Source organism: Sneathiella limimaris (assembly GCF_012932565.1).
GTDB classification, from domain to species: domain Bacteria; phylum Pseudomonadota; class Alphaproteobacteria; order Sneathiellales; family Sneathiellaceae; genus Sneathiella; species Sneathiella limimaris.
Window position 1 is genome coordinate 2,467,828 of the sequence record NZ_JABBYJ010000001.1, and the last position, 22,178, is coordinate 2,490,005.

22 protein-coding genes are annotated in these 22,178 nt (G+C 46.0%); 10 read left to right on the forward strand and 12 right to left on the reverse strand.

Annotated elements, in window-relative coordinates:
- Window positions 1–43 precede the first annotated feature (43 nt).
- The 7 genes from HH301_RS11955 to HH301_RS11985 all read left to right on the forward strand — a co-directional run bounded on the left by HH301_RS11955 (window position 44) and on the right by HH301_RS11985 (window position 6,032).
- A complete protein-coding gene (locus HH301_RS11955; RefSeq protein ID WP_206378281.1) occupies window positions 44–1,186 on the forward strand; it encodes a D-alanyl-D-alanine carboxypeptidase family protein in 1,143 nt (380 codons plus the stop codon).
- A 17-nt stretch (window positions 1,187–1,203) separates the two neighbouring features.
- Complete coding sequence (gene tmk / locus HH301_RS11960; protein WP_169569131.1) at window positions 1,204–1,839, forward strand: dTMP kinase; 636 nt, start codon at window positions 1,204–1,206, stop codon at window positions 1,837–1,839.
- The gene (locus tag HH301_RS11965; RefSeq protein WP_169569132.1) at window positions 1,836–2,930 is read left to right on the forward strand and encodes a DNA polymerase III subunit delta'; all 1,095 of its coding nucleotides are present in this window, start codon (window positions 1,836–1,838) and stop codon (window positions 2,928–2,930) included. Before tmk ends, HH301_RS11965 begins: the two co-directional genes overlap by 4 nt.
- 19 nt (window positions 2,931–2,949) lie before the next feature.
- Window positions 2,950–3,738 (forward strand): TatD family hydrolase, encoded by a 789-nt coding sequence (locus HH301_RS11970; RefSeq protein ID WP_169569133.1) that lies wholly within the window; start codon window positions 2,950–2,952, stop codon window positions 3,736–3,738.
- A complete protein-coding gene (locus tag HH301_RS11975) occupies window positions 3,735–4,493 on the forward strand; it encodes an MBL fold metallo-hydrolase (RefSeq protein WP_169569134.1) in 759 nt (252 codons plus the stop codon). Before HH301_RS11970 ends, HH301_RS11975 begins: the two co-directional genes overlap by 4 nt.
- A 3-nt stretch (window positions 4,494–4,496) precedes the next feature.
- A complete protein-coding gene (locus HH301_RS11980; RefSeq protein ID WP_169569135.1) occupies window positions 4,497–4,970 on the forward strand; it encodes a GNAT family N-acetyltransferase in 474 nt (157 codons plus the stop codon).
- Window positions 4,971–5,054: 84 nt separating this feature from the next.
- A complete protein-coding gene (locus HH301_RS11985) occupies window positions 5,055–6,032 on the forward strand; it encodes an NAD(P)H-dependent flavin oxidoreductase (protein ID WP_169569136.1) in 978 nt (325 codons plus the stop codon).
- Here the strand turns inward: HH301_RS11985 and HH301_RS11990 are convergent.
- A complete protein-coding gene (locus HH301_RS11990; RefSeq protein WP_169569137.1) occupies window positions 6,012–6,455 on the reverse strand; it encodes a VOC family protein in 444 nt (147 codons plus the stop codon). The two genes, HH301_RS11985 and HH301_RS11990, sit on opposite strands and share 21 nt — an antisense overlap.
- Before the next feature lie 258 nt (window positions 6,456–6,713).
- Here HH301_RS11990 and HH301_RS11995 point away from each other — a divergent pair, with 258 nt between their 5' ends.
- Window positions 6,714–7,610 (forward strand): enoyl-CoA hydratase, encoded by an 897-nt coding sequence (locus tag HH301_RS11995; protein ID WP_169569138.1) that lies wholly within the window; start codon window positions 6,714–6,716, stop codon window positions 7,608–7,610.
- A 34-nt stretch (window positions 7,611–7,644) separates the two neighbouring features.
- Here HH301_RS11995 and HH301_RS12000 read toward each other — a convergent pair whose 3' ends face one another.
- Complete coding sequence (locus tag HH301_RS12000; protein WP_169569139.1) at window positions 7,645–8,517, reverse strand: alpha/beta fold hydrolase; 873 nt, start codon at window positions 8,515–8,517, stop codon at window positions 7,645–7,647.
- Window positions 8,518–8,710: 193 nt separating this feature from the next.
- Here HH301_RS12000 and HH301_RS12005 point away from each other — a divergent pair, with 193 nt between their 5' ends.
- A complete protein-coding gene (locus tag HH301_RS12005; RefSeq protein WP_169569140.1) occupies window positions 8,711–9,790 on the forward strand; it encodes an NADH:flavin oxidoreductase in 1,080 nt (359 codons plus the stop codon).
- A gap of 212 nt (window positions 9,791–10,002) precedes the next feature.
- Here the strand turns inward: HH301_RS12005 and HH301_RS12010 are convergent, their stop codons facing one another.
- The 3 genes from HH301_RS12010 to HH301_RS12020 are packed head-to-tail and all read right to left on the reverse strand — an operon-like array spanning window position 10,003 to window position 12,010.
- Window positions 10,003–10,740, reverse strand: a complete 738-nt coding sequence (locus HH301_RS12010) for an SDR family oxidoreductase (RefSeq protein ID WP_169569141.1) — start codon at window positions 10,738–10,740, stop codon at window positions 10,003–10,005.
- A complete protein-coding gene (locus tag HH301_RS12015; RefSeq protein ID WP_169569142.1) occupies window positions 10,724–11,320 on the reverse strand; it encodes a regulatory protein RecX in 597 nt (198 codons plus the stop codon). The genes HH301_RS12010 and HH301_RS12015 overlap by 17 nt, the downstream gene beginning before the upstream one ends.
- Before the next feature lie 21 nt (window positions 11,321–11,341).
- On the reverse strand, window positions 11,342–12,010 hold the full coding sequence (locus HH301_RS12020) for a hypothetical protein (RefSeq protein WP_169569143.1): 669 nt from the start codon (window positions 12,008–12,010) through the stop codon (window positions 11,342–11,344).
- A gap of 138 nt (window positions 12,011–12,148) precedes the next feature.
- Between HH301_RS12020 and mazG the strand changes: the two genes are divergently transcribed.
- Entirely contained in the window at window positions 12,149–12,979 is an 831-nt protein-coding gene (gene mazG, locus HH301_RS12025) for a nucleoside triphosphate pyrophosphohydrolase (RefSeq protein ID WP_169569144.1), read from the forward strand.
- On the opposite strand, the gene hflX is transcribed toward mazG, so the two are convergent.
- The 7 genes from hflX to HH301_RS12060 form a co-directional block, all read right to left on the reverse strand.
- Complete coding sequence (hflX, locus tag HH301_RS12030) at window positions 12,969–14,279, reverse strand: GTPase HflX (protein WP_169569145.1); 1,311 nt, start codon at window positions 14,277–14,279, stop codon at window positions 12,969–12,971. The two genes, mazG and hflX, sit on opposite strands and share 11 nt — an antisense overlap.
- A gap of 36 nt (window positions 14,280–14,315) precedes the next feature.
- On the reverse strand, window positions 14,316–14,555 hold the full coding sequence (hfq, locus tag HH301_RS12035; protein ID WP_169569146.1) for an RNA chaperone Hfq: 240 nt from the start codon (window positions 14,553–14,555) through the stop codon (window positions 14,316–14,318).
- 214 nt (window positions 14,556–14,769) lie between these two features.
- Window positions 14,770–15,621 carry a D-amino-acid transaminase gene (locus tag HH301_RS12040; protein WP_169569147.1) on the reverse strand — a complete coding sequence of 284 codons (852 nt, stop codon included), beginning with the start codon at window positions 15,619–15,621 and terminating at the stop codon, window positions 14,770–14,772.
- Between the two features lie 30 nt (window positions 15,622–15,651).
- Window positions 15,652–17,139, reverse strand: coding sequence for a TrkH family potassium uptake protein (locus HH301_RS12045; RefSeq protein WP_169569148.1), 1,488 nt, complete (start codon window positions 17,137–17,139; stop codon window positions 15,652–15,654).
- Between the two features lie 2 nt (window positions 17,140–17,141).
- Entirely contained in the window at window positions 17,142–18,518 is a 1,377-nt protein-coding gene (trkA, locus tag HH301_RS12050) for a Trk system potassium transporter TrkA (protein ID WP_169569149.1), read from the reverse strand.
- 38 nt (window positions 18,519–18,556) lie between these two features.
- Entirely contained in the window at window positions 18,557–19,963 is a 1,407-nt protein-coding gene (ntrX, locus tag HH301_RS12055; protein WP_169569150.1) for a nitrogen assimilation response regulator NtrX, read from the reverse strand.
- A 1-nt stretch (window position 19,964) separates the two neighbouring features.
- Window positions 19,965–22,175 carry a sensor histidine kinase NtrY-like gene (locus HH301_RS12060; RefSeq protein WP_169569151.1) on the reverse strand — a complete coding sequence of 737 codons (2,211 nt, stop codon included), beginning with the start codon at window positions 22,173–22,175 and terminating at the stop codon, window positions 19,965–19,967.
- Window positions 22,176–22,178 lie beyond the last annotated feature (3 nt).

Sequence of the window (22,178 nt, forward strand, 5' to 3'; positions counted from 1 at the left end):
GAACTATCAGAAAACTGAATAACAGAAAATGTTGGGGAACCCGTTGTTATTAAAATCTGTCAAACATGCCATCGCTGGAATCTTCGCTCTCGCTATGATCTCTGGCGTCGCAAGTGCTCTGGAAACACCTGCAAAGCAAGCCATACTGTTGGATTATGATACGGGTGCTGTCCTTCTTGAAAAAGACGCTGACGTTTTAATGCCGCCTGCATCGATGAGTAAACTGATGACAGTGACCATGATGCTGGAGCGATTGAAAGATGGCTCCCTCAAGATGGAGGACACCTTTCCAGTCAGTGAGAAAGCCTGGCGAAAAGGTGGCTCCAAGATGTTTGTGGAGGTCAATAAGAGGGTCAAAGTAACGGACCTGCTTCGCGGGATTATTGTACAATCTGGAAATGACGCCTGTATCGTGGTTGCGGAAGCGCTAGGTGGATCAGAGGAAGCCTTTGCTCAATCCATGACCGATCGGGCACGTGAAATTGGTCTTACCCATAGCACTTTTCGAAATGCCACAGGCTGGCCCCATCCTGAGCATTTAATGACAGCGAGAGACTTGGCAACTCTTGCAGACTATATCATCCGAAACTTTCCCGAGTATTACGGTATCTTCAATGAAAAGAGCTTCACTTATTCTGGGATTAAGCAGGGAAATAGAAATCCGCTGCTCTACAGTAATTCGGGTGCTGATGGCCTGAAAACAGGTCATACCGAGGATTCAGGCTATGGCTTGGTAGCCTCAGCCAAACGGGGAGACCGAAGATTAATCCTCGTCTTCAACGGCCTTGGTAGTGCGAAGGAGCGGGGGCGCGAGGCTGAGCGCTTGATGGAATGGGGCTTCAGAGAATTCGACAACTATGCTCTGTATAAAGCCGGGCAGGAAGTTGCAAAGGCGCGGGTTTGGCTGGGAGCCAAGGACCTTGTTCCCCTTTATATCGAAAAAGACCTAAAGGTGACCATGTCCAGGAAGGACCGTCGGTCCATGCAGGTCAAGCTTGTTTATAATGAACCTATTCCGGCGCCAATTATCAAAGGGTCACCTGTCGCAAGGTTGGTAATTACTGCCCCTGAAATGGAAACCATCGAAGTTCCGCTGCTGGCTTCTGAAAATATAGAGCGTCCGGGTGTCGTTAAGCGCGTAATGGCCGCCATAAAATATGTGATTTTTGGTGCGACAGCCAATTAAGAGATCTGGAGATCCTGATGGGCGATAAGGTTGGGAGGTTCATTACCCTTGAGGGAGGTGATGGATCTGGAAAATCGAGCCAAGCCAAAGCATTGGGTGATTTTCTTGAGAGTATGGGTAAAGAGGTCGTTTTGACCCGTGAGCCAGGTGGATCGCCTGGTGCAGACGAAATTCGAAAACTCATTCTCACTGGTGATCCTGAACGCTGGGATGGTCTTGAGGAAACTCTGCTTTTTTATACAGCCCGTGTTAATCACCTAAGACTAACTGTAAAACCAGCCTTGGCGAGAGGGGCTTGGGTTATTTCAGATCGGTTTGCAGATAGTACCATGGCTTATCAGGGCTATGGTAATCAGTTGGGCGTTGAAACCGTCCGCAAGATCCATGACGTTGCGGTAGGAACATTTGAACCTGACTTAACTTTCATACTGGATCTGGATGTCGAAACAGGCCTCGCCAGAACTGAAGGGCGTGGGCATGATGAAGACCGGTTCGAGCGAATGAAATTGGCATTTCATGAAAGAATGCGGCAAGGCTTTTTAGAGATCGCTCGCCAAAATCCAGATAGATGTCAGGTCGTTGATGCGAGCCAGTCAATTGATGATATTCAAATGGAACTTCGAAGTTACCTTAAAGGCAGGTTCTTCTCTTGAGCGATTTGATTGACATAGATCGTCTGCCAGGTCTTGATCATCCAAGGGATTGCCAATCCCTGATCGGCCATGAGAGGGCGGAGCAGGAATTCCTCGATAGTTTCAATGGCGGCCGATTTCATCATGCATGGCTGATCTCAGGCATTCGCGGCGTGGGCAAGGCAAGCCTGGCTTATCGTATTGCCAAATTCCTTCTCAGTCAGGAAGGGAGCGGAGGGGGACTGTTTGGTCCGCCGGACTCACTGGATGTTTCGGATGGTCATCCGGCTATTTCTCGTATTAAAGCAGAAGCCCATCCAGGTTTAACTGTGTTGAAGCGGCGGTATGATGATAAGGGCAAAAAATACTTCAAAAACATCCGGATTGATGATGTTCGAGGGCTCACCAGTTTCTTCGGGATGACAGCTTCCGATGGGGGATGGCGTGTTGTCATTGTCGATGCTGCCGATGATATGAACGTAAATGCGGCCAATGCACTTTTGAAGATCCTGGAAGAGCCGCCCGCAAAAACGGTATTCCTTTTATTGTCTCATTCTCCTGCAGCCTTGTTGCCGACGATTAAATCCCGGTGTCGTCGCTTGATTCTTAATCCGCTATCTCAGAATGATGTGATGAGCGTTTTAAGCCGCTTGGATAATTCAATTCAACCTACAGACCTGGAGGTATTGGCATTGCTGGGGGAAGGAAGCCCCGGGAAAGCCGCGGCCTTGCATGCTGAAGGGGGTGTTCCCGCATTTCAAGCTCTGATGTCACTCTTTGCCGAGTATCCAGGATATGACCCGGAACAACTCCATGGGTTGGCGGATCAAGCCGGGCGAAAAGACGGAGAGGGCTTATATAGAGTTCTTTGTGAATTGATCCCCTGGTGGTTATCCCGGTTTGTAAGGGCAGCGAGTAGTGGTTTTGTCGATACAAGGCTTTTGCAAGGTGAAATGGAGATCATGGAGCATTTGTCTTCCAGGCAACCCCTTTCTTTTTGGATTGAAATGTGGGAAAAAGCGAACACGATCATCGAACGGGCAGATACAGTTAATCTGGATCGCAAGCAGGTCATCTTGAACCTGTTTTTGTCGCCCACCATAAAAACATAGTAATATTAACGAGTTGGTCATGTTAGTTGACAGTCATTGTCACTTAAATTTCGAACAATTATCAAGTCAGTTGGATGATGTGGTCCGGCGGGCTACGTTGGCCGATGTAGGGCATATGCTAACCATCGGAACCAAATTACGTGAGTTTGATACGGTTCTCAAAATTGCTGAGCAATATGACAATATTCATTGCTCGGTCGGTATTCATCCTCATGAAGCGGAGGAAGAGGGGCCTGATGTTACAGTTGAGAAGTTACTTGAACTTGCTAAACATCCGAAAGTCGTTGGCATAGGCGAGACTGGTCTAGATTATTTTTACGAGCATTCACCGCGTGACATTCAGAAGCAATCCTTTCGGATACATATTGAAGCAGCCAGAAAGTCAGGGTTACCGCTAATAGTCCATACACGCAATGCAGATGAAGATACAATCCAAATCCTGCAGGAAGAATATGTAAAAGGTCCTTTTACTGGCGTGATACATTGCTTTAGTTCAGGCTGGGATGTTGCTGAAAAATCAATGGAAATTGGATTTTATATTTCCATATCTGGAATTGTAACCTTTAAGGCGGCTACAGAGCTGCAGGATCATGTTAGGAAACTTCCGATCGAACGGTTACTGGTTGAGACGGATAGTCCTTATCTTGCCCCAGTTCCAAACAGAGGTAAAACCAACGAACCCTCTTTTGTGCGTCATACAGCCCAGAAAGTTGCGGAACTGATTGAAGTGTCAGAAGACCGACTAGAAGCAACGACAACAGATAACTTCTTCAAACTTTTCAGTAAGATAGAACGGAACGCTGCATGAAGGTCACAATATTAGGGTGCGGCACTTCTGGTGGTGTTCCACGCATTGGAAATGAATGGGGTGCCTGTGATCCCAATGAGCCGAAGAACCGTCGGAGAAGGTGTAGTATCATGGTTGAGGATCAGGGAACTCGTGTTCTCATAGACACCTCACCTGATATTCGAGAGCAATTGCTTGATGCAGGCGTCGATTATTTGGACGGTGTTGTCTGGACCCATGAGCATGCAGACCAGTGTCATGGCATTGATGAGCTGAGGGTTCTAGCTATTCGAAACCGGGAACGTGTAGATGTTTGGGGAGATGATGCAACGTTGAGCGTGTTGAAACGCCGATTTGATTATTGCTTTAAACAACTAGACGGAAGTCCGTACCCGGCTATTCTCAACGATCATCTTATCGAAGGGCCCTTTAAAGTTGGTAATATTGACTTTATTCCCTTTGAACAAGACCACGGAGCTATTCATAGCCTAGGTTTTCGGATGGGGAAAATCGGTTATTCAAATGACCTTGTTAATCTGGATGATCGCGGGTTTGAGATTCTGGAAGGAATTGATACCTGGATCGTTGATGCCATGCGCTATACCCCTCATCCAACCCATGTGAATGTGGAAACAGCTTTAAAGTGGATTGAACGCTTAAAGCCGCGCCGCGCTGTTTTGACAAATATGCATGTGGACCTGGACTATCAAACCCTCAAGCAGGAACTGCCTGATGGTGTTGAACCGGCTTATGATGGAATGGAGATAGTTGTCTGAGAAATGGAGAAAATTTCTTTCCGAAAGGCAACCATTTCTGATCTGCCGGATGTCATCAGTTTAATAGCAGATGACCAGCTTGGATCTACACGTGAAGACACCAAGCACCAGTTTCCACTAGTCTATCGCCAAGCCTTTGAGAGAATGACCAAGCAAGAAGGCAATGATATTTATGTGGCTATTCTGGGTGAGAGCCAAATTGTTGGCTGCATGCAACTCACCTTCATCGCAGGATTATCTCGAAAGGGCATGACCCGCCTTCAGATCGAAGCTGTTCGGGTTGCAAAAGAACTTCGGTCGAAGGGTATTGGCCGGAAGATGATGAAATATGCCATTTCTCTCGCAAAATCATCCGGTTGCGGCCTGGTTCAGCTAACCACCGATAAAAGCCGAGAAGATGCGCATCGGTTTTATGAAAGACTTGGGTTTGAAGACAGTCATATTGGAATGAAACTGTCGTTAATTCGAAAAAGCTGATCTTTCTGCCATTTCCAACTGGAGCGCTTATGGTTTTCGCGCTAAAACTGGAAAATAAACAAAAAAGCGCAGGGAGAATGAAAAATGAAAACCAAAATCACTGAACTTTTCGGTATTCAGCACCCGATTATTCAAGGCGGCATGCATTATGTTGGCTTTGCGGAGCTGGCTGCCGCAGTCTCCAATGCAGGAGGCCTCGGAATCATTACAGGATTAACGCAAAAGACGCCAGGTGATCTTGCCAACGAGATCGCAAGGTGCAAAGAAATGACGGACAAACCATTTGGTGTAAATTTGACTTTTCTGCCTGGTTTTACCGCTCCGCCTTATCCTGAATATATCAAAGCGATTATTGAGGGTGGTGTTAAGATCGTTGAGACCGCTGGTCGCAGTCCTGAGGCCTATATGCCTGCGCTCAAAGATGCCGGCATTAAAGTGATCCATAAATGTACATCGGTGCGACATTCACTCAAGGCGGAAAAAATTGGGTGTGATGCGGTTAGCGTTGATGGTTTTGAATGTGGCGGGCATCCCGGTGAAGACGATATTCCCAACATGATCCTGCTCCCTCGCGCTGCAGAAGAGCTTTCTATTCCGTTCGTCGCCTCTGGCGGTATGGGAAATGGAAAACAGCTTGCCGCCGCTCTTGCGCTTGGTGCTGACGGGATCAATATGGGAACACGTTTCATTGCAACCAAAGAGGCGCCAGTGCATCAGAATGTTAAAGACGCACTTGTCGCGGCTTCTGAATTGGATACCCGTCTTATCATGCGTCCCCTTCGCAATACTGAACGCGTGCTGAATAACGATGCTGTTGAAAAGATTATGGCAATGGAGCAAGGCAAAGGGCAGGGGCTTTCCATTGAAGATATCAAGGAGTTGGTGGCTGGTGTCTATCCAAAGGTGATGCAGGATGGGGACATGGAGGCCGGTGCCTGGAGCTGCGGCATGGTTGCAGGGCTAATCCATGATATTCCGACAGTTCAGGAACTTGTGGACGGGATTATGAAGGAGGCTGAGGATACAATCCGCGACCGGATGTCAGCTTTGCTCGCTTCCTGATTTCTGAAAGGCCTTAGCAATAGCGGAAGTCACATCCTGTCCATAGGAGATTTCCAAAGAATGGCCATCAGGATCTTTTAGAAAAATATAGTACCCAACGGGAGGACCTTCATCGATGGGTTCTCCCACCATTACTCCTTCAGCCCGCGCAAGGTCGGCAAAATGATCGACTTCCTCTCTGGAGGAGACGGCTATTCCAAGGTGGGCAAACGGCTTCAGAATAGGGTCCGCAGATTTGGCCTTTATCAGGACGATAACAAAAGGTCGGGTACCGTCAGACAGCCAAACTACACGGCCGTCATTTTCAATATCTGGACGATCATGGACTACCTTCATGCCAGCATATTTTTCGTAAAACTGAATGCTTGCATCCAAGTCAGTTGCAGCGAGAGCAATATGCGTAAATCCAAGATCTATTGACATTTCGGACCCTCCTTGAGCAGCTATCCCTCAGAATTTTACGTGATAACTTTAGTTATTACTTTTTCTAATATACCGACTTAAAATGGAAATCTAAAAATTGGCGTCAAACACAGGTATTTTACATAAAAATTCCTATACTTAAGCCTGTATTTTAGAAATACTAAGACTATGGCGCTCTGCCATCAAATAACAATGAAAATAAGCCTGGATCTCAAATCAAAAAGGTAGACCAGGTCAGATAAAAACTAGGGAGCGAGCATGTCAGACCCTTCAACCGAAAACGAGTTTCCAGAACCTGTTTATGAGACGGATGAGCCTATTCTCTATGATGTAAAAGAGGGTATCGCCAGCATTCGGATGAACCGTCCGCGTTACAACAATGCCCAGAACAACCAGATGACTTACGCGTTGGACGAGGCCTTTCAGAAAGCTGTGGCTGATGATGATGTCAAAGTCATCATTTTACGGGGGGAGGGTAAGCATTTCAGCGCCGGGCATGATATTGGCACACCGGGCAGGGATCATCATCTCTCTCAGGAGCGCAAAACGCTTTGGTATGATCATGCAAATAAACCGGGTGGTGAATTCCAGTATGTAAAAGAGCAGGAAGTATATTTAGGGATGTGCCGTCGCTGGCGGGATATTCCAAAACCAACAATTGCCATGGTGCAGGGGGCCTGTATCGCTGGCGGATTGATGCTTGCTTGGATTTGTGACTTGATCATAGCCTCTGATGATGCCTTTTTTGCAGATCCTGTCGTACGTATGGGAATTCCGGGAGTTGAGTATTTTGCTCACCCTTTTGAACTAAACCCAAGAATTGCAAAAGAATTTTTGTTTTTAGGTGAGCGTATGTCTGCAGAGCGTGCTTACCAGATGGGTATGCTCAATCGTGTTGTAGCGAGAGATCAGTTGGAAGCTGAAACCTATGCGATAGCAGAACGGATGGCGGGCATGCCCCGGTTGGGCCTGGCCTTGACAAAACAAGCCGTTAATCACATTGAGGATTTACAGGGTAAACGTACTGGAATGGACGCGGTCTTTGGCATGCACCATTTTGCCCATGCCCATAACTCCCTGATTAGTACAGACAAACTCGGCGGATTTGATGCCAAGTCAATGGCCGACTCTCAGCGTCAAAAAGATCAGAAATAACAGTGTTCTATTGACATTATGTTCTAGTAAATTATCAGGCTTTTCCCAAGATATAATCAGCAGACAATTGAGAGTTCTGCATTGGGATGAAATGAGTGAGTTCGGGATGGTAAGCATCCCGACCGTTTTGCACCTTACTTGCCAATTCCGGCCAAGCAGATGAGCAAAGAAAATCAACCTTTTGAGTTCTCTCATAATCGTAGGATTTCGCTCTGACGACTGTGAGAGGAACCTGAAGAGTAGGGAGCTGATCAGTAAGGTTGTAGGTATGGTGGGCCATATAAACGGAGGCTTCTGTGACAGGATTGCAGCAAAGTTGATAACCGTCGCCATCAGGCGCAGGCTTCAGGCCATAATGACAGTAGTCCTCCATCACCTGAGCTTCCCAATAAGAGTAGGGGCTTCGGTCTTTGTATCTCGCAACCATATCTTGCCAGCTGTCGAACTGGTTGCGGCGGCGAGACATGGGATTGTCTTCAGGACGACCAAGTTCAAAATCTGATTTTAGCTCATATCGACTGGGTTTGAAAATAACCGGATCCAGAAGGACAAGCCGTTCAAACCGTTCTTGAAGACCAAGAGCGGCCTGCATCATCATATGTCCGCCAACTGAATGTCCAACGCCAATTATATTATTTAGATCAAGCTTTAAGATAAACTCTTTTAAGTCATCTCCAAATTCTGACCAATGTTGAATATTGCCATTGAATTCCGTTCTACCATGACCGCGGCTTTCGATGGCAATTATGCGGAAACTTTTGGGTATATGCTTGATTGTCTCATCCCAAACGCGCGCATGCATTCCCGTCGCGTGAGCCAAAAGAATGACTTGGCCATTTGGATCTCCCCATTCGAAGTAGGAGAATTTAAGGTCTTTTACAGGGACAAAATGATGTGTAGGGCTCATTAGAAAATCAAACTCATTATTCTTTTTTGAGCAGAATAGCATGGCAGGAAGGAATGACAAGCTTCGGAAGTTCGCGTTTCATATGTACCGGGTGTGACTGCTTTCACAACACATGTATTCTCTATTGCGAAAGTGAAAGTCATTTCCTAAGTTGGATGGAGGCGCACTTCAATAAGCAAAGAGTAAAATCATAATGAACAAAGAATTGTTTGAGCCTTTAACGTTTAATCACGGAACTCAAATCAAGAACCGTTTGGCTGTAGCGCCCTTAACCAACATGCAAAGCCATGTCGATGGGACGTTGTCGGATGAAGAATACAAATGGCTCACCATGCGTTCCAGTGCTGGATACGGCCTGACAATGACATGCGGGGCTTTTACGGAAGTTGGCGGCAAGGGTTTCCCGGGTCAATTGGGTATTCATAGTGATGAAATGTTGCCTGGTCTGAGCCGCTTTGCTGAAGGTTTAAAAAAGGATGGATCACTGGCAATTGTTCAATTGATCCATGGTGGCATGCGGGCGCAGGAAAAATACACCGGTTTTCAACCAGTTTCAGCAAGCGATCAGCCAAAATACGATGCGCGGGCTCTGACAACGGCAGAAGTCGGTCATGTCATCGAGAATTTCATTGCTGCAGCAGAACGGGCTGAAAAGGCGGGTTTTGATGGTGTTGAGGTGCATGGTGCTCATGGATATCTTTTATGTCAGTTTTTGAGCCCTGAACTCAACCAGCGAACTGATCAATATGGCGGATCTGCAGAAAACAGATCTCGCATTATATTTGAGATTGTCGATGGGATCCGGGCTCGCTGCCGACCAGATTTCAATATAAGTGTTCGTTTATCGCCCGAACGCTTTGGCATGAAGCTTGGTGAAATCATTAACGTAGCCAAACGTCTAATGGCGGAAGAGAAAATTGATTTCCTTGATATGTCGCTATGGGATTGCAAAAAGGAACCGGAAGAAGAAGAGTTTAAAGGCAAACCTTTAATCAGTTATTTTGCAGAACTGGATCGTAAATCAGTCCGTCTTTGTGTCGCGGGTAAGATAATGTCCGCCAAAGATGTCAATGATGCATATGAAAATGGTGCTGACATTGTTATGGCTGGCCGAGCCGCAATCCTACATCATGACTTCATGCAGAAAATAAAAGAAGACGACGCGTTTACATCAATATCATTGCCTGTAACCAGAGCGTACCTTGAACAAGAAGGGTTGAGCGATGTGTTTGTAAATTACATGGCAACCTGGGATGGCTTTGTTGAGGGATAGAGGCATCTGACTTTATTAGAGAATTATCAAAGCCGTTTACGACTTCCGTAAACGGCTTTTGTTTTGTAGTGAAATTCTCCGAAAACCCTAGAAACTGAGCGCGTTCATATAACATAATTTTCCATAATATATATTATGCGTAAAAATGATGTTTTTCTTTTAGGTACCCTTTCAGATCAAAAACCTGAATTCCTCTTCTTCCCCCTTAGGTTTTACCAGGGATGAATTTCACCATTCCATTTATAGAAAGACCCTGTATCAGCGAGGCTGAACTTCTCTACTACCTTATAAAGGCCTGAAGCACTTTCGGCAGGTGTTATATCCGCAGCTGTACCGCCCATATCTGTTTGCACCCACCCAGGATGTGCGACTGCTACAGCAATCCCTTTTGGCTTCAGCTCTAAGGCTACACCCTGCATTCCTTTATTTACTGCGGCTTTAGAGGAGCAGTAAGCATGCGAAGCCGAATAAGGCAAAGACATGGATCCCATTTGACTTGATATCGTTAGGATTTTTGCTTGATCAGAAGCTTCAAGATTATCCAATAGGACCTTAATCATTCGAAACGGAGAAATGACATTTACTAGATATGTTTGTTCCCAAGCCTCAAAATCAGCATCTAAGACCCCTTTTCCCTTATCAACATATATTCCGGCGTTATTGATGAGGACATCAACAGGCTTTCCTTCTAAACTTTGAGCAAAAGTTTCCGCCGATTTTTGATCAGTTACGTCTAGGGCTTTAATTTCGAGATTACTATCTTCCTCGCCGAGCTTGGTAAGCTCAGTTGCTGCTTCAGGGTTTCGGCAACCGGCAATCACTGCATATTTTCCCGTGCTCAGGAATATCCGGGTCAGTTCTAATCCAATACCTCTGTTTGCACCTGTTATTACAACAGTTTTCACTTTAGTACTCCTTTGTAAATGATTGATATTATTTATCTTCTCCATAAATAATATCTTCGATCTCTTCAGTTGTTTCTAGGTCAATTAACTCTTCTGCAAGCTGGTAATTGAAACCGTTTCTCATCAGGGACATCAACTCTTTGTTTCGTTGATCTTCTTTGTTTTTATGACGTCGATAAGGCCCAAATCGTTTTTTTCGGATATATTTCGCAGCCCCTATTCGATCAGAATATCCTTCTTTTTCCTCGAGTTCCTGAACGGCATGATTTTTCTGGTCGTCGCTAAGGCCCAATGAAAAGAGTTTGCCATTTATCTGGCGAATAGATTTTCCTTGTCGCGCCATTGATCTGGCCTTGCTGTCAGCATAGAGCTGATCATCCAACACACCTGCCTGCTCCAACTTATTAACTTCCTCTTCAATGAGCGTTTCAACCATCTCTGGATCTTGATCATGATAGGAAATTGCGCGCCGATTTTTAGTTAGAAGATGTCGTTTTAACTTATGCGTCGTTGTGCCAAAGCGATCCAAATAGGACAAAGCTTGTTCCCGGATCAGAGCTGAAGTGACTGCCCGGGGTGGTTTCCTCTTTCGTTTGGCTGGCTTTTCGTCATCTGGATCAAACATGCCCCCTATTCTATTGAAAACTTACGGATTATCCAATCTAAACTCCCGGTTTTGATATTCTCGGACATAATGAATATTCTGATGAAAAAAAGTTCTATAACCCGGTAAGCTTAGTTCTGTCGGTACGTAACTCTGGATAAAAAAGCGCCATCTTCTTCTCAATCGGGGGCGGATGCCAATGACAACAGTCCTTTTATTGGCTGAAGCGTCATAATCATTGATTGGCTGAATTATATTGAAATGGAGATTTTGGTATAAGTTTCTCAGTCTAAATATGTGGCTTTGATTGTGATTTGCCGAGAGATGAAAGATTAGTTTCGGTTCTCCAGAACTGATTGCAAGACTGCTTCCTTGAAGTTCAGATGTAAAAAAGAACCGTCGTTGTTGTCCGAGCAGAATGGGCTTTAGATTTCTGTCACTTTGTGGTGCCCAATAGGCGCCAATTGGATGGGAGTTATCGTGAAGGGAACCTAATACTTCAGGCTCCTCCGAATAAATGGTGAGTTTGACAACTGGCAAAAACCGTTGCTGTTGTGTGTCAAATGCGCTTTTTGAGTAAACTGGTATGAAAGTATAATCCGAGGAAGGTTCTGTTCGTAAATTGGGAATTTCATCTGGAATCAGGATTAGATGATCTTGCAGAAAACGAGTTGGGTTTCTTAAAAACTTTTGGTTTAATCCACCGCTCATGCCCTGTCTCCTTGCTTACTATATCTCGGCAAAGACGGCTCTTAAAAATTGACTGTGAAAAACCAGTGCTGATCGGTTGCGCTTGTTTTCGATTTCACTAGACTGCGAATGCAGCAGAGAAAGAAAGGCAAAGAGCCTATGTCAGACACCCTTCCAGACCAGCCAATTGATAAACTTCTCAAGATTATGGAAAAGCTTCGTGATCCCGATGGGGGGTGCCCCTGGGATCTTGAGCAAACCTACGAGACGATTGCTCCTCATACGATTGAAGAAGCCTATGAGGTTGCAGATGCGATCGCTGAAAAAGATATGGAGGAATTAAAGTCAGAACTTGGGGACTTAATGTTTCAAACTGTTTTCTACGCCCAGATGGCGAAAGAAGAAGGACATTTTGAATTCAAGGACGTGATTGAGGGGATCAATGAAAAAATGATCCGCCGTCACCCACATGTGTTCGGTGATAAGTCTATTGAAACAGCAGAGGCTCAAACAATTGCTTGGGAAGAGACCAAAGCGATTGAGCGAGCCGAAAAATCCAAGGGAAAGCCTGTTCCGCAATCTGCACTTGACGGCATTGCTAAAACCCTCCCGTCCTTAACTCGAGCGTTAAAGCTTCAAAACCGGGCGGCACGTGTTGGGTTTGATTGGCCCGACATCTATCCGGTTTTTGATAAAATTCAGGAGGAGCTTGGTGAGTTTCGGGAAGAGGTAGACCTTCAGTCATCCAAAGACCGGTTAGAGGATGAGTTTGGTGACATACTTTTTGCTGTTGTTAACCTGGGACGCCATATGGGACTGGATCCAGAAACAGCATTGGCAAGGACGAACCGAAAGTTCACAACCCGGTTCATGCAGGTAGAGAAAACACTTCAAGAGACTGGAAAATCAATTGAAAACAGTTCACTAGAAGAAATGGATGAGATCTGGACTCAAGTTAAAACTCAAGAAAAGAAGGCCATCAACGAATAGAGACAGGCATTTTTTCAAGGCGTCCCAAATTCTCAGGTGTGAATTTTACTTCTAGCAACACCTCGTCGTCATCCTCACTCCGTCCAACAACAGTTCCGTGTCGATAGATCCAGCTTAGGCTGGCTCCGTCGTTATGAGGGACTGCGACTTTAAGGATCCTTTGGTTGTGCGTGATGAGCGCTTCAACCTTCTCAAGGAAGCTATCTACCCCCTCACCTGTAATTGCAGACATAGTCAGAACTTCGTCATGACGCTTGGCGTCGTTTTCGATTACCAGGCGATGCTCATCTTCCAATAAGTCGACTTTATTGAGTATTTCAAGATAACGGGTTTTATCGTCGATATTGATGCCCAAATGCTCTAGCACCTGGAATACATCCTGTTTTTGGGCTTCTGTATCGGGATGAGTAATGTCCCGAACATGCACTACAAGGTCGGCTTCTAGAACTTCCTCTAATGTCGCTCTGAAGGCAGCCACAAGTTCGGTTGGCAGATCAGAAATAAAGCCCACCGTGTCAGAAAGAATAACTGTTTGTCCGCCGGGAAGATCCAGTTTTCGCATGGTTGGATCCAAAGTGGCAAAGAGTAGGTCTTTGGCAAAAACGTCTGAACTGGTGAGCCGATTGAACAATGTTGATTTTCCGGCGTTCGTATATCCAACGAGGGCCACAATTGGATAAGGAACACGTTTGCGTTTAGAGCGATGCAGTTCGCGGGTGCGAACGACTGTTTCCAACTGGCGTTTCAGTTTTACAATCCGCTCATCAATCAGCCGGCGGTCAATCTCAAGCTGGGATTCACCAGGCCCACCAAGGAAGCCTGCACCACCCCTCTGACGTTCCAAATGGGTCCAGGATCTCACCAAACGGGTTCGCTGATAGGAGAGGTGCGCGAGTTCAACTTGAAGAACACCCTCCCTCGTCTGGGCACGATCACCAAAAATCTCAAGGATCAAACCTGTTCGGTCGATGACTTTGCATTTTATATGTCGTTCAATGTTCCGCTGCTGAACCGGCGTTAAAGCACCATCTACAACGACCACATCAATATGAGAGGCTTCAATGAAATCCCGGAGTTCGTCCAGCTTGCCAATTCCAAATAATGTTCCAGGTTTTGGAGCAGACAGCGAAACTGTTTCGCTGTGAATTACATCCAGCGAAATAGCTGCGGTCAAAGCAACGGCTTCTTCCAGACAAGATTCTGGAAGACGTGCCTTGCCACCACCTTTTTTTAGATACGGATGAAGAACAAGCGCCCGGTCCCCAGATTGGGGAGCCTCAGGTCCATTTACAATTTCCATGAGTTATAAATTGACCTTCAATTCAGAAAATCAAGCTTATTGTGCACTTGGATCGTATAATTGAATCGGAGTTGCAGGCATTACGGTTGAGATCGCATGCTTATAGACTAACTGATCTTGCTTATCCCGACGCAAGGTTACACAGAAATTATCAAATGCACTGATTGAGCCTTGAAGTTTTACCCCATTCACCAGGAATATGGTCACGGGAACGTTATCTTTACGGACTTTGTTTAAAAAAACGTCCTGAACGTTTAGTGATTTCTCTGTGGCCATCTACCAGTCTCTTTCTTGTATTTGAAATTATACGTCCAACTTTTAAGCCATTTAAAAAATCAAATATGGCCAATTTTTCCAAAAGGCAAAAAAGTTCCCCTCACTTAAAGTTCTCGCTTGAAAAATACAAGTGTTTTCAAACGAAAAAACAAAAATAACTCAAGTTTCCTTTAAGAGATACTAATAATTGACCATTTGGACGAATTTAATCCCATCAATTGTTCATAAAGTCTTTGAAAATGCCTCTCAAGTCGTTGGAGATACTGCCGGGATGGCCATTGCCGACTGGTTTTCCATCAACTTCAACGATGGGTAAAACATAGGAAGAAGAGCTTGTAAGAAAGACTTCTCTCGCATTTTGAAGTTCTTCAACTGTAAAAGGCCGCAGTTCCACCTTGTAATTTTTCTGCTCAAGCAACTTCAGTAGATCTGCACGAGTGATACCAGCAAGAATGTCATTACCTGTTGGACGGGTCACGAGCGTACCATCCTGGGTAATAATCCAGGCATTCGTGGAACTTCCTTCCGTGATAAAACCCTCTTCATCCACCTGGAATGCTTCGTAAGCACCCTTCTCCACAGCTTCCTGTTTGGCCAGGACGTTTGGCAATAATGATACGGATTTAATATCACGGCGCGCCCAGCGGATATCAGGGACAGTGATAATGGAAACCCCCTTTGCCGCTTTAGCCTCTGCTTTTTCAGGCGAAGTTTTCTTGGCCGTCATGACAAGTGAAGAAACCGCATCTCTGGGAAACGGATGATCGCGCGGTGCAACTCCACGTGTGACTTGAAGGTAGATAAGACCATTCTCAACCCCATTTTGGCGAAGAACCTCTCGCATCACCATTTCAAGGGGTTTGCGTTTCATCGGTTCAGCCATTTTTAGCTCTTCCATGCTCCGCCAAAGACGATCCAGGTGGCCCTCTTCCCCGATTAATTTATTGTTTACCACAGGAATGACTTCATACACCCCGTCCGCAAACTGATAGCCTCTATCTTCAATATGCACTGCTGCATCCAGGTGAGGAACATATTGACCATTTACATATGCAATTCGAGACATTTTAAACCTGTAAATATCTAAGGAAAGAGACTAGCGTTTCCATAACGCCGGGTTAAACAAGGCAAGAACGGCAAAAAACTCAAGCCGTCCCAAAATCATTGTTGCGCATAGTAATAATTTTGCCGCGTCCGGTAAACCACCATAACCATAAATTCCGTGCGCAGGATCTGTTTGACCAACCAGTTCTGGACTGACAGCGGCGCCAGCTGTGGCAAGTGTTGCTGTTGCCATTGCCAAAGCAGATTCAACTTCAACATCTGCAAGGGACAGACACAAGGTCACAATCGTGATTGTAAAGGCATAAAAGGTAACCAATGCCCAGACAGATAGAATATTATCGTTGGTAATTTTATCCTTGGAATAACGTAGCACGGATACCGCACTTGGATAGCTGAGGCTTCGGACTTCCTGAGTAAATAATTTGAACAGGATTGCTACCCGCATTAGTTTCAGTCCTCCTGCAGTGGAGCCTGTAGAGCCGCCAATCGTGATCGCAATCATCAAAAGTAATAACGCACCAATGGGCCAATAGATTTCACCCATACCGGCAACGGGGTCCATTTGATACCCTGTCGTTGAGAGGAAGGATATCACATTGAATACCGCGTATCGGAGTGATTGGATAAAGGTAAAATCAGTCTCCAGATAGAGCATGATCATCATGGTTACAAGAAGGATCAGGAATACATAGATGAAGTAACGATATTCAGGGTTATCGAAATATGCCCTGCGATTTCCATTAAAGAACGCCCAGTGCAGGGCAAAGTTGATTGATCCGATGAACATAAACACCATCAGCACCAGCTCGGTCATCCGGTTTTCGAATATTTCCGCACCGTGCGAGGAAACCGTAAATCCACCAGTCGAAATCGTTGAAAACGCATAGCAAAGGGCATTAAAGGCGGACAAGCCTGTAAACCATAAAAAGACAATGCAAAGCCCAGTCAATATTGCATAAACACTCAAAGTTGAGAGGATAGCATCCCTAACCCGGCGGGACATGCGACGTCTTGTGCTTCGGGCAAGTGCTTTACTGAGTGGACTGCTCCCCGGAATGCTGATTGCAGACACAAGAATAGACAGAAATATGATGAAAGCGAAACCGCCAAACCACTGCAGAAGAGCTCGCCAGAGGATAATAGATTTGGGAAGCTCTTCAATTAGAACAAAAACACTCGCACCATTCGTCGAAAAACCTGATAGCGCCTCAAAATAAGCATCTACTGGTGAGTTCAGTGTGCCGCTCAGGTAAAAGGGTAGAGCTGCAAACATCGGAATAACCACCCATACGAGAGTGGTTACCAGAAAGGTGTTTCGCCGATTAAGGACTGTTCTCTCCCCCCGGCTTGCGAAAATGAGAGCTCCACCGAAAAAGAGGGTGATTATCGCAGACACAAAAAAGGCTGTTGCGACACCAGTCGTGGATCGCTCTAAGGCAAATAGGCAGGGAATTGCCATCAAGGCTGCCAGCAAAGAGAGTGACCAGCCGAGGATGGTCATGACCGGATTGATGACCATTCTTAGAAGAACTCAAGGCTAACGGAGAACATTTCCTCAACCTTCCGAACAGCGTTATAAAGGGCAAAAATTACAACTCGATCGTTTGGTTTGATGACTGTACTGCCGCGGGGGATTATAACCTCCCCGTCCCTGAGGATCGCGCCGACAATTGTTCCCTTTGGAAGGCGAACATTTCTGAGTTCCTGTCCAACCAGCTTAGAGGTTTCAAGTGCTTCTCCTTCAACGACTTCAGCGGCACCATCCTGGAAGGAATGAAGACCACGAATTCGGCCGCGGCGAATATGGCGAAGAATTTCAGAAACTGTTGTTGCTCTTGGGTCTACAACAACGTCAATCCCATGATTAGTCATTAGTTGGGAAAAGACAGGGTTGTTGATCAAGGTGATAGCGCTTTCGCAGCCTTGGGATTTAGACAGCAATGATGAGAGGATATTAATCTCATCATCATTAGTGAGGGCAACTAAGGTTTCTGCCCTGTTCACTTTAGCCTCAGTCAGCAAGTCAGGATCAAGAGCATCACCCGCAAGTACAATCGCCTTGTGCAAGTGTTCTTGAATATTTTCTGCCCGTTCTCTGTTCTGCTCAATCAGCTTCAGGGTGATATTGGGCATTTCCTCTTCGATAAGCTGCGCTAAGTGTAATCCGATATTGCCACCACCAACGATCACAACGCTTCTGGCTTCCTGCTCTTCATGACCAAACAGCGGCATGGCCCGGCTAACATGATCAATGTCGGCGCTAAAATAGACTTCATCCCCCGGAAACATTTGATCATTACTGGTTGGAACAAGCATTTTCTCGTTCCTGTAAATTCCAACGACAACAATGTTCAGGTCTGGAAACAGTTCAGTGAGTTGGCGCAACGGCGTGTTTACGATTGGACAACTTTCGTCCAGTCGCACGCCAATAACTTGTACTTTACCGTCAGCAAACGACACCATGTCAATGGCACCTGGTACTTTCAGACGACGGTTGATGGCATGGGCGACTTCGACTTCCGGTGATATCACCACGTCGATTGGCAGATGGTCTCTGGAATAAAGGTCAGACCACATTGGTAGGAGATATTCTTGAGAACGTATCCGAGCGACCTTCTTCGGTACGTCAAATAATGAATGTGCAACCTGACAAGCAATCATGTTGACTTCGTCGCTGTAGGTAACAGCAATGATCATGTCGGCTTCTCTGGCCCCTGCAGCCTCAAGCACATCCGGGTGCGAGGCATGTCCAACCATTCCACGAACGTCAAGATCATCGCCGATTTTACGAACGAGTTCAGGGTCCTGGTCAATCAGGGTGATATCATTTCCCTCGCGGGAAAGCTGTCGGGCTATATTTGAGCCAACCTGCCCGGCACCGCAGACAATCACTTTCATGTGTTACATTCCTTTGCAACTGTCAGTCTGGTTATACCTTACTCGGCTTCCTTGACCTTGTCATTGTTATGAATGCCAAGGGATTTCAATTTCCGATGCAGTGCAGAACGCTCCATTCCTACAAATGTGGCTGTTCGGGAGATATTTCCGCCAAACCGGTTCACTTGGGCTTCCAGATACTCTTTTTCAAATCTTTCGCGAGCTTCTCGAAGGGAGAGGGTCATAATCTCTGTGTTATCTGTGCTGCGGGACATGACTGAACTTGTCGCACCGGCATCCGTCGGGATCATCTCAGATGTGATCGGGGCGGTTCTGTCCCCGGTCTCTAAGATCATGATCTGTTCAATCACATTCTTGAGCTGCCGAACATTTCCAGGCCAGTTTGAGGCTTGCAAGGTTGCAATGGCGTCTTCCCCAATTTTTCTCAACGGCATTCCAGCACTTTTTGAAAAGCGTTCAATAAAATGGCGGGCCAGTGGCGCTATATCTTCTGCCCTTTCCCTAAGTGGAGGAATGCTCAAGGGAACAACTGCAAGACGGTGATACAAATCCTCCCGAAACTTCCCTTGGCTCATGGCTTCAGTCAAGTTCTGGCTGGATGAAGAGACAACTCGTGCATCGATTTTGACTTTTTCGCTACCGCCAACACGTTGAAAGGACTGGTCAACTAAAACTCGCAGGATCTTTCCTTGTGTTTCAAGTGGCATGTCTGCAACTTCATCCAGGAAGATCGTTCCACCATGCGCTTGCTCCAACAGGCCGCGGCGGGCACCTTTGGTGGAATTCAGATGTCCTTCCTCTACGCCAAAGAGCTGAATTTCTAATAACTCCGGGGCAAGGGTAGCTGCATTGAGGACAACAAAGGGTCCGTTTGCCCTAAGTGAATTCGCGTGGATCATTCTTGCGACAACTTCTTTCCCGCATCCTGAAGGGCCTGTGATCATGACCCGGCTATTGGTTGGCGCGACTCTTTTAATCGCTTGCGCCAAATTCATCATAACGTTTGAGCGACAGACAAGCTCTGGGGTGGCACCGTCCGTTTTCAGGCGAAGTTCAGCGATTTCTCTTTTGAGCCTGTCTGCTTCAAGGGCCCGTTCGACAACCTGAATGAGTCGATCGGCTTTGAACGGTTTTTCAATGAAATCATAAGCCCCAACCTTGATTGCATTGACAGCTGTTTCAATGTTGCCATGGCCAGAAATCATAACGACTGGAAGATCAGCATGTTTCTTCTTAATCTCCTGAAGGATTTCAATACCGTCAAGCTCACTTCCCCTCAGCCAAATATCCAAAATTACCAGGCTGGGGCGACGGTTACTGATTGCAGCGAAACATTCCGTGCTATTAGCCGCTTCCCGGGTTTCATACCCTTCGTCTTCCATGATACCGGAAATTAAATCGCGAATATCAGCTTCATCATCAACAATTAGGATGTCCGCAGACATGTTACACGTTCCCTGCTGTTTCTTTTAATTCAATCTTATAAAACGCAACTTGTACTCTGGCTCCGGGGTTGTTTTCTCTGTCAAGCAGCGACAGAGAACCCCCATGTTCTTCCATGATCTTACTTACGATTGCAAGTCCCAATCCGGTTCCCTTTTCACGGTGCGTTACGTAGGGCTCTGTAAGTCTGTTTCGGTTCTCAACAGGTAACCCTTTTCCGTTATCCTTGATCTCAATAATAAGCTGAGATTCTGTCTCTTTAACATCGATTTCAATCTGTCCGGGATTGTTAAGCGCTTCGTCCTCATCTCTACCGGCAATCGCGTCCGCTGCATTTTGCAGTAAATTCGTAAACACGCGTGTCACTTGCGGGACATCGACCTTACAGAGATCCTGTGGAAGGTCATTTGGGATGACATAATTGATTTCTGGATGGGCAATTTTTTGAAGGAAAACGGCTTCTTCTAGAATTGAGCTCAAAACTTCTGGCTGGAAATCCGGGGCTGGCATTCGAGCAAAGGACGAAAACTCATCTACCATCTGCCCGATGTCACCCACATGCCGAATTATCGTATCTGTACACTTGTTAAACGTATCAATATCATCCGTTATCTGTTTGGAATATTTGCGCTTTATACGTTCCGCTGCCAGCTGGATCGGGGTAAGTGGGTTTTTGATCTCATGCGCTATTCTACGCGCAATGTCACCCCATGCCGCCATCCTTTGAGCCGCTACGAGTTCCGTAATTTCATCTAAAGTGACAACATATCCATCTATCCCGCTTTCAGAAATCTGAGCCGCTATTCGAACCAATAAATGATGATGTCCAGCGGATGTTTGCAGATGAATTTGCGATTGTCCTATCCTAAAGGGGCGTTCTCTTACCTCTTCAAGTAAATCTTTAAACTGAGGTGCAACCTCAATAAGTTTTCGACCAATGATTTCGGTACTGTCCAAATTTAACAGCTTCAAGGCGGTTCTGTTCGGAAGTGTTACAATGCCTTTTGTATCCAGGCCAATCACACCAGCCGTCACACCTGACAAGACAGTTTCAGTAAATCTCCGTCTTTCATCCAATTCCTGATTGGTTTGCTCTAACTCTTGACGCTGAGATGCCAATTCGCCTGTCATTCTATTAAAGGACCGGCTAAGGAGCGCCATCTCATCATAGGCCGTCTGTTCGTCAACCTTAGTATCAAGATCACCATCCCTAACCCGTTCGGCTGCATTGACCAAACCTTCAATCGGTTTGACAAGCCTCGATGAAATGGCGAGGGCAAACCAGACCGCAGCCAACACAACCAGCAACGAGATAATAACAAAGATAACAGCAAACTGGACCTGGATGCCAAAACCCTCTTCTTTCAGCTCTTTATAATCCTGCGTTGCTTTTCGGGTCCGCTCCAGATGTTCCAAGACGCGAGGGTCAATGTACCGGCTGACAAAAAGGTAACCATCCAGCAAACGATCTAACCGAATGAGGGCCCTCACCCGGTCATCATTTTGATTGGCAACTACCACCACATCAGTCGCCGTCGCCCGATCAAAAAGATTGGTTGGAATTTGGTCAAACTCAACAGCAAAGCTTAGGTTGGATTGGGCTATGATTTCCCGATTACCATTGACGATAATCGCTTCACTGAGATTGCGCGAAGCAACCTGATCGGTCAAAAATTGGTTAAAAACCTCACGGTTTTGAAGCATCCTGGTTGGTATTCGGCTAATGTCAGCGGCCATTCCCAAAATATCAGCCCGAATATTTTGAATATGTTCTTTAATATACCGATCAGCAACAGCCATTGATTCGGAAACAGCGACGTTCACTGGCTCCGAAAAATGCCGTTGAAAATAGATATTGAAGAAAAGTGCTGAAAAGATTGCGACCATCAGCGCAGGCGCGACGGCTATAAGCATAAACAGCCTGACCACGCGGCGATGCATATTACTGCCTGCTTTGCCAATTTTCTGCCGCCGCCACATACGGGTTAGTCGCTGAGCAATAATTAGCGCCATTATGCCAATGAGAATTAAGTCTGCGATCACCAAAAGTCTGGTTATGCGAATATCATCACCGGTCAAAGAGCCATATGTCGCAAGCCCAGCAGCGAATGAAAGCAGTGCAATTGCAAACGAGCTTTTGGGTCCCAAGCCAATTTTTCGGGCCCACCGCAAAATTGCCGTCGGAGATTTTTGGCTGTTTTGGTGCGTTTGCATCAC

What these genes read in the sequence shown, in the direction of transcription:
- tmk (WP_169569131.1), top strand. Translation starts at nt 1,204, where the DNA reads ATGGGCGATAAGGTTGGGAGGTTCATTACCCTTGAGGGAGGTGATGGA.
- HH301_RS11970 (WP_169569133.1), top strand. Translation starts at nt 2,950, where the DNA reads ATGTTAGTTGACAGTCATTGTCACTTAAATTTCGAACAATTATCAAGT.
- HH301_RS11975 (WP_169569134.1), top strand. Translation starts at nt 3,735, where the DNA reads ATGAAGGTCACAATATTAGGGTGCGGCACTTCTGGTGGTGTTCCACGC.
- HH301_RS11980 (WP_169569135.1), top strand. Translation starts at nt 4,497, where the DNA reads ATGGAGAAAATTTCTTTCCGAAAGGCAACCATTTCTGATCTGCCGGAT.
- HH301_RS11985 (WP_169569136.1), top strand. Translation starts at nt 5,055, where the DNA reads ATGAAAACCAAAATCACTGAACTTTTCGGTATTCAGCACCCGATTATT.
- HH301_RS11990 (WP_169569137.1), bottom strand. Translation starts at nt 6,455, where the DNA reads ATGTCAATAGATCTTGGATTTACGCATATTGCTCTCGCTGCAACTGAC.
- HH301_RS11995 (WP_169569138.1), top strand. Translation starts at nt 6,714, where the DNA reads ATGTCAGACCCTTCAACCGAAAACGAGTTTCCAGAACCTGTTTATGAG.
- HH301_RS12000 (WP_169569139.1), bottom strand. Translation starts at nt 8,517, where the DNA reads ATGAGCCCTACACATCATTTTGTCCCTGTAAAAGACCTTAAATTCTCC.
- HH301_RS12005 (WP_169569140.1), top strand. Translation starts at nt 8,711, where the DNA reads ATGAACAAAGAATTGTTTGAGCCTTTAACGTTTAATCACGGAACTCAA.
- HH301_RS12010 (WP_169569141.1), bottom strand. Translation starts at nt 10,740, where the DNA reads ATGGAGAAGATAAATAATATCAATCATTTACAAAGGAGTACTAAAGTG.
- HH301_RS12015 (WP_169569142.1), bottom strand. Translation starts at nt 11,320, where the DNA reads ATGTTTGATCCAGATGACGAAAAGCCAGCCAAACGAAAGAGGAAACCA.
- HH301_RS12020 (WP_169569143.1), bottom strand. Translation starts at nt 12,010, where the DNA reads ATGAGCGGTGGATTAAACCAAAAGTTTTTAAGAAACCCAACTCGTTTT.
- mazG (WP_169569144.1), top strand. Translation starts at nt 12,149, where the DNA reads ATGTCAGACACCCTTCCAGACCAGCCAATTGATAAACTTCTCAAGATT.
- hflX (WP_169569145.1), bottom strand. Translation starts at nt 14,279, where the DNA reads ATGGAAATTGTAAATGGACCTGAGGCTCCCCAATCTGGGGACCGGGCG.
- hfq (WP_169569146.1), bottom strand. Translation starts at nt 14,555, where the DNA reads ATGGCCACAGAGAAATCACTAAACGTTCAGGACGTTTTTTTAAACAAA.
- HH301_RS12040 (WP_169569147.1), bottom strand. Translation starts at nt 15,621, where the DNA reads ATGTCTCGAATTGCATATGTAAATGGTCAATATGTTCCTCACCTGGAT.
- HH301_RS12045 (WP_169569148.1), bottom strand. Translation starts at nt 17,139, where the DNA reads ATGGTCATCAATCCGGTCATGACCATCCTCGGCTGGTCACTCTCTTTG.
- trkA (WP_169569149.1), bottom strand. Translation starts at nt 18,518, where the DNA reads ATGAAAGTGATTGTCTGCGGTGCCGGGCAGGTTGGCTCAAATATAGCC.
- ntrX (WP_169569150.1), bottom strand. Translation starts at nt 19,963, where the DNA reads ATGTCTGCGGACATCCTAATTGTTGATGATGAAGCTGATATTCGCGAT.
- HH301_RS12060 (WP_169569151.1), bottom strand. Translation starts at nt 22,175, where the DNA reads ATGCAAACGCACCAAAACAGCCAAAAATCTCCGACGGCAATTTTGCGG.